The 5992-nt window shown below is 72.9% G+C and carries 5 protein-coding genes; all 5 read left to right on the forward strand.

The window, feature by feature from the left end; translation table 11 throughout:
• On the forward strand, positions 1 to 189 hold a 189-nt coding region (locus tag QK440_RS40540), incomplete at its 5' end, for a hypothetical protein (RefSeq protein WP_282798280.1).
• A gap of 452 nt (positions 190 to 641) precedes the next feature.
• Positions 642 to 1091 carry an SSI family serine proteinase inhibitor gene (locus tag QK440_RS40545; protein WP_282798281.1) on the forward strand — a complete coding sequence of 150 codons (450 nt, stop codon included), beginning with the start codon at positions 642 to 644 and terminating at the stop codon, positions 1089 to 1091.
• Positions 1092 to 1333: 242 nt separating this feature from the next.
• Positions 1334 to 1933 carry a GNAT family N-acetyltransferase gene (locus tag QK440_RS40550; protein WP_282798282.1) on the forward strand — a complete coding sequence of 200 codons (600 nt, stop codon included), beginning with the start codon at positions 1334 to 1336 and terminating at the stop codon, positions 1931 to 1933.
• Positions 1934 to 2043: 110 nt separating this feature from the next.
• The gene (gene lpdA, locus QK440_RS40555; RefSeq protein WP_282798283.1) at positions 2044 to 3447 is read left to right on the forward strand and encodes a dihydrolipoyl dehydrogenase; all 1404 of its coding nucleotides are present in this window, start codon (positions 2044 to 2046) and stop codon (positions 3445 to 3447) included.
• A 139-nt stretch (positions 3448 to 3586) separates the two neighbouring features.
• Positions 3587 to 5734 (forward strand): MMPL family transporter, encoded by a 2148-nt coding sequence (locus QK440_RS40560; RefSeq protein WP_282798284.1) that lies wholly within the window; start codon positions 3587 to 3589, stop codon positions 5732 to 5734.
• Positions 5735 to 5992 lie beyond the last annotated feature (258 nt).

The following is a 5992-nucleotide window of genomic DNA, read 5'->3' on the forward strand; positions in this document are numbered from 1 at the left end:
CTCCTCGGCGCGGCGGACGCGGCCCGCGCGGCCGCCGGGGCGCCCCTGCCGGAGGCCGAGCGCCGGGACGTGGACCGCGCGGAGGCCGCGGCGCGCGCCCACCTCGGGGAGCGGTCGTACACAACCGCGTTCGCCGCGGGGCAGCGGCTCGACCCGGTGGCGGCGCACCGCCTGACCGTCCGCCCGTAGGCCCCGGACCTGGCCTTTTACGCCCTCCCCGCCCGGCGACACCACGCGCCCCACGCCACCGTCCGGCCTCCGCGGCCCCTCGGCTATCCGGGGGACACCCGTCCGGTCAAGCACCGGTTTCCGGTCGAAGCCCACGCGACGAAAAAAGACCGACCGCTCATTCTCCCAGGTCAGACAGTTGTTCGCGGTTTTACGACCGATGTCAAATCGGTGCACGGAACACGGATGGGCGCGCCCCCGCAGTCGCTGAGCTGCCCGAACGACTGTCCGGGCCACGCTCAGCGGACGGCCCCATCCGGAAATCGACCATGGGTTTGCTGCTCACTCAGCGCACTTGCCAGACTCCCCAACGCAACCGCCGCTACGGCACGCAACCCGTCCGTAACGCGCAGCAGTATCGGTACGACACACCCTTTTCCGTACCATCGACCAGCAGTTGAAGGAGCATTACAGTGCGTCACCACCTGAAGACCGTGAGCGCGGCCGCGGCCGTGGCCGCCGGAGTCCTGACCGTCACCGCGGTCGCGACAGGCGCGGCCCAGGCCGCCACGCCGCAGCCGAAGGGCCTGTACGCGCCCTCGGACCTGGTGCTCACCGTCGGCCAGGGCGAAGACGCCGCCACGGCTACGGTGCAGCGGGCAGTCACCCTGACCTGCGCCCCCACGGCCAAGGGCACCCACCCCGCTCCCCGCGCCGCGTGCGCGGAGGCCGCGGCCGTGGGCGCGCAGTTCGACGCCCTCGTGGACAAGTCGCCCCAGGGCATCTGTACCAAGGAGTGGAACCCGGTCGTCGTCTCCGTGAGCGGCGTCTGGCAGGGCAAGCACGTCGCGTGGTCCACCACGTTCGGCAACCCCTGCATGAAGGACGCGGCGCTCACCGAGGGGGCCCTCCTGAACTTCTGACGGACCCCCGTCCCCCCAGCCCCTCGGCCCGCCTTTCGTGGGGGGAGGCAGCCGAGGTACGCGGCCCCCGATGTCCCGAGCATCGGGGGCCGCACAATGCTGTGCGCCGGTCCGTCCGGGAGGCGCGCGCGCCGCGGGGCCCGGCCCGTGCGCGCGGGGCGGGAAGGGTTCACCGCCCCCGCCGGTTGCCGAGGAACGGAACCGGCGCCCGGCCGGTCCCCGCGTCCCGCCGAAGGAACCGTATGAGCGCCACCGGAGCCCCCGGTACCGAACCCCCTCCCCCGCGCCGCCGCGCCGCCGGGGACCCCGGCCCCCCGCGGCCCCTCACCGCCGAACCCCTCGCCACCGCCCGCCTCTTCCTCGAACCCCTGCGCCTCGCGCACGCCGAGGAGATGGCCGTCGTCCTGTCCGACCCGGCCCTGCACGCGTTCACCGGCGGGAGCCCGGAGGACGCGACGGCCCTGCGCGCCCGCTACGCGCGCGTGCTCGCCGGGGCACCCGACCCGGACGTGTCCTGGTGCAACTGGGTGCTGCGGCTGCGCTCCGACGGCCGGCTCGCGGGCTTCGTACAGGCGACCGTCGTCCCCGGGGACGCCTCGGGCGCGCTGACCGCCGAGGTCGCCTGGGTGGTGGGCAGCCCCTGGCAGGGGCGCGGCCTCGCCACGGAGGCGGCGCGGGCCCTGGTGGCGGGGCTGCTCGGCCACCCGGAGGTGACGGCGGTCGTCGCGCACGTCCACCCCGACCACACCGCGTCCGCCGCAGTGGCCCGCGCCGCCGGGCTCGCGCCCACCGCCGAACGCCGGGGCGGCGAGGTCAAGTGGACGCTCGTACGAGAACCTTGAGGGGTACGGACACCGACCCACCCCCCGCCCGGGGGCCCGCATGACGGATGATCGTGGCAGCCGCACCACACGGCTGCCCACAGCACCGCAACGCAGAGAGGAACCACCCCATGGACGATCGCTTCGACGTCGTCGTACTCGGAGCAGGACCCGGCGGCTACGTGGCCGCCATCCGCGCCGCCCAACTGGGCAAGCGGGTCGCGGTCGTGGAGGAGAAGTACTGGGGCGGTGTCTGCCTCAACGTGGGCTGCATCCCGACGAAGGCCCTCCTGCGCAACGCCGAGCTGGCCCATCTGTTCACGCACGAGGCCAAGACGTACGGCATCAAGGTCGACGGCGAGGTGTCCTTCGACTACGGCGAGGCGTTCCGGCGCAGCCGCACGGTCGCGGACGGCCGCGTCAAGGGCGTCCACTTCCTGATGAAGAAGAACAAGATCACGGAGTTCGACGGCCGGGGCACCTTCCTGGACGCCCACACCCTCCAGGTGGCCAAGTCCGACGGCACCACGGCCACGATCGGCTTCGAGAACTGCGTCATCGCCACGGGCGCCACGCCGAAGCTGCTGCCCGGCACGCGCCGCAGCGAGCGCGTGGTGACGTACGAGGAGCAGATCCTCGCCGACGAGCTGCCGCGGTCCGTCGTGATCGCGGGCGCGGGCGCCATCGGCATCGAGTTCGCGTACGTGCTGCACAACTACGGCGTGAAGGTCACCATCGTCGAGTTCCTGGACCGGGTGGCGCCGCTGGAGGACGCGGACGTCTCCAAGGAGCTGGCCAAGCAGTACCGCAAGCTCGGCATCGACGTGCTGACCTCCACCCGCGTGGAGTCCATCGACGAGTCGGGCGAGCAGGTCCGCGTGACCGTGACCGGCAAGGACGGCGCCCAGCAGGTCCTGGAGGCCGACAAGGTGCTCCAGGCCATCGGCTTCGCGCCGAACGTCACCGGGTACGGCCTGGAGGCCACGGGCGTGGCGCTCACCGAGCGCGGCGCCATCGAGGTCGACGGCCGCTGCCGGACGAGCGTGCCGCACCTCTACGCCATCGGCGACGTGACCGCCAAGCTGATGCTGGCGCACACCGCCGAGTCCATGGGTGTCGTGGCCGCCGAGACCCTCGCGGGCGCGGAGACCATGGAGCTCGACTACGCGATGATCCCGCGCGCCACCTACTGCCAGCCGCAGATCGCGAGCTTCGGCTACACCGAGGAGCAGGCCCGCGACCTCGGCTACGACGTGAAGGTCGCGAAGTTCCCCTTCACGGCCAACGGCAAGGCGCACGGCCTCGGCGACTCCACCGGCTTCGTGAAGCTCATCAGCGACGCGAAGTACGGCGAGCTCATCGGCGGCCACCTCATCGGCCCCGACGTCACCGAGCTGCTGCCCGAGCTGACCCTCGCGCAGCAGTGGGACCTCACGGTGCACGAGGTGGCCCGCAACGTGCACGCCCACCCGACGCTGGGCGAAGCCGTCAAGGAAGCCGTGCACGGCCTGGCCGGACACATGATCAACTTCTGACGCCGCGCGCCTCTCCCCGCCCCTCCGGGAGCCGCCCGGAGCCGCCCCGCGCGGTGGCTCCCGAGTGGCGACCCCGCATGACCCGGCCGATGCTGGGCAGGATGCGGAACGCCTCGGGGGCGAGGAGAGGCAGTGGGACATGTTCTCTGCGTTGGGCCGATTCGTGGTCCGCCGGCCGTGGTGGATCATCCTTGCCTGGATCGTCGCCGCCGGTGCCGTCATCTCGCTGGCGCCCAAGCTCACCTCCAGCAGTGACGAGGCCAGCTTCCTTCCCGAGCACTACGAGTCCATCCGCGCCTCCGACGTGCAGGAACGGGAGTTCCCGCAGCAGCGGAACGTCGGCGCGGTCATCGTCTTCCAGCGCTCCGACGGCGGCCGGCTCACGGCCGCCGACTCCGCGGACGTCGTCCGCGTCTCCAAGGAGCTGGCCGCCCGGAAGATCGAGGACGTCCAGGCCGTCACGCCCGGCGAGGTCTCGCCGAACAAGCGCGTGCAGACGTCCGTCGTGGCCATGCCGAAGGTCACCAACCCCGAGGACACCACCCAGCAGGACGCGGTCGAACAGCTGCGCAAGGACCTCACGGCGGAGCTCAAGGGCTCCGACCTCGACGCGGGCATCACCGGCGGCGCGGCGCAGGCGCTGGACGAGCGGGACGCGTCCGAGCGGGCCGGTGTCCTCGTCGGCGTCGGCACGATCGTCATCATCGTCGTGCTGCTGCTCGTCATCTTCCGCAGCCCCGTCATCGCGCTGCTGCCGGTCGTGCTCATCGGCCTCATCTCGCCGATGGCGACGGGACTGATCGCCTCCGCGAACAAGGCCTTCGACATGAAGGCCGACTCCTCCATCCAGGAGCTGCTGACGGTCGTCCTGTTCGGCGTCGGCACCGACTACATCCTGTTCCTGCTGTTCCGCTACCGCGAGGCGCTGCGGGCGGGTGAGGACGCCAAGGGCGCCATGGTGCACGCCGTGGAGCGGGTCGGCGAGGCCATCGCCTCCGCCGCGGGCGCCGTCATCGTCGCCTTCGCCGCGCTGACGCTGTCCACGCTCGGCATGCTGCGCTCGATGGGCCCCGCCCTCGCCATCGCCGTCTTCCTCACGCTGCTCGCCGGGCTCACGCTGGTGCCCGCCGTGGTGTCGCTGCTCGGTACGCGGGTCTTCTGGCCCTCGAAGTCCTACCGGAGCGAGCCGCACGGCACGGGCTTCGCCCGCCTCGGGGCGTCCATCGCCCGCAAGCCCGCGGTGTGGGCCGTGGTCTCCGGCCTGTTCATGGGCGCGCTGGCGCTCGGCGCGCTCGGCTACAAGGCCAACTTCGACCTCGCCGGGTCCTCGCTGCCCGACGACAAGGAGTCCATCGTCTGGCAGGACAACCTGGAGAAGGGCTTCCCCGCGGGCAGCACGGACCCCACCTCGGTCTACCTGACGTCGACGGGCGACGGGCCGCTGCCCGCGGGCCAACCAGCCGCGTTCCGGACGAAGTTGGCGGCCGTCGACGGTGTGGGCTCGGTGACGGCGCCGCGGGTCAGCGAGGACGGCACGACCGCGGCGTACTCGGTCGTGCTCGCCGACCCGCCCGCCTCCGACAAGGCCCTCGCCACCGTCAAGGACCGGCTGCGGCCCGGCGCCCACGACGAGGCACCGCCAGGGACGAAGGCGCTGGTGGGCGGCACGACGGCGGTGTACGTCGACATCAACAAGGCCGTGGACCGCGACTACTCGGTCGTCTTCCCGGTGGCGGCGCTCGCCATCATGGTGATCCTGGGGCTGCTGCTGCGCAGCCTGGTGGCGCCGTGGTACCTGATGCTGTCGGTCGCGCTCGGCTTCGGCGCGACGCTCGGCGCGACCTCGCTGCTCTTCCAGCAACTCGGCGACCAGCCGGGCCTGATGTTCATGCTGCCCGTGATCATGTACTTGTTCGTGGTCGCGCTCGGCACGGACTACAACATCCTCATGGTGTCCCGGCTGCGCGAGGAGGCCCGCGAGGGACGCGCCCCGCACGACGCGGCGGGCACGGCGGTCCGGCACTCTGGCCCGACGATCGGCTCGGCCGGTGTGATCCTGGCGGGCACCTTCGCCACGCTGATGCTCGCGGGCAACTCGACGCTGTCGCAGATGGGTTTCTCCCTCTCCTTCGGCATCGCGATCGCCGCGTTCGTCATGGCACTGCTGTTCACGCCCGCGCTGACGGCCCTGATCGGGCACGCCGCGTGGTGGCCGGGGCACGGCGACGAGGCTCCGGCGGCCGCGGCGGGGGAACGGGATCCCGGGCGTACGGAGTCGCGCCGCTGACTCCCGGCGGCCCGCGTGCACGGAGTCATGCCGCTCACGCCCGGCGGCCCGTACGTACGGAGTCGCGCCGCTGACTCCCGGCGGCCCGTACGTACGAAGTCGCGCCGCTCACGCCCGGCGGCTCGCGCGGGACCTGCCGAGGCCCGTGGGGGGGGGCGGGGGGGGCCCCCCCCCCCCCCCCCCCCCCCCCCCCCGGGCCCCCGGGCCCCCCCCCCCCCCGCCCGCCCCCCCCGGGGCCGGGGGGGGCGCCCGCGGGGC

Origin of the sequence: Streptomyces sp. CC224B (assembly GCF_030010595.1) — a bacterium.
Classification (GTDB): Bacteria; Actinomycetota; Actinomycetes; order Streptomycetales; family Streptomycetaceae; genus Streptomyces; species Streptomyces longispororuber.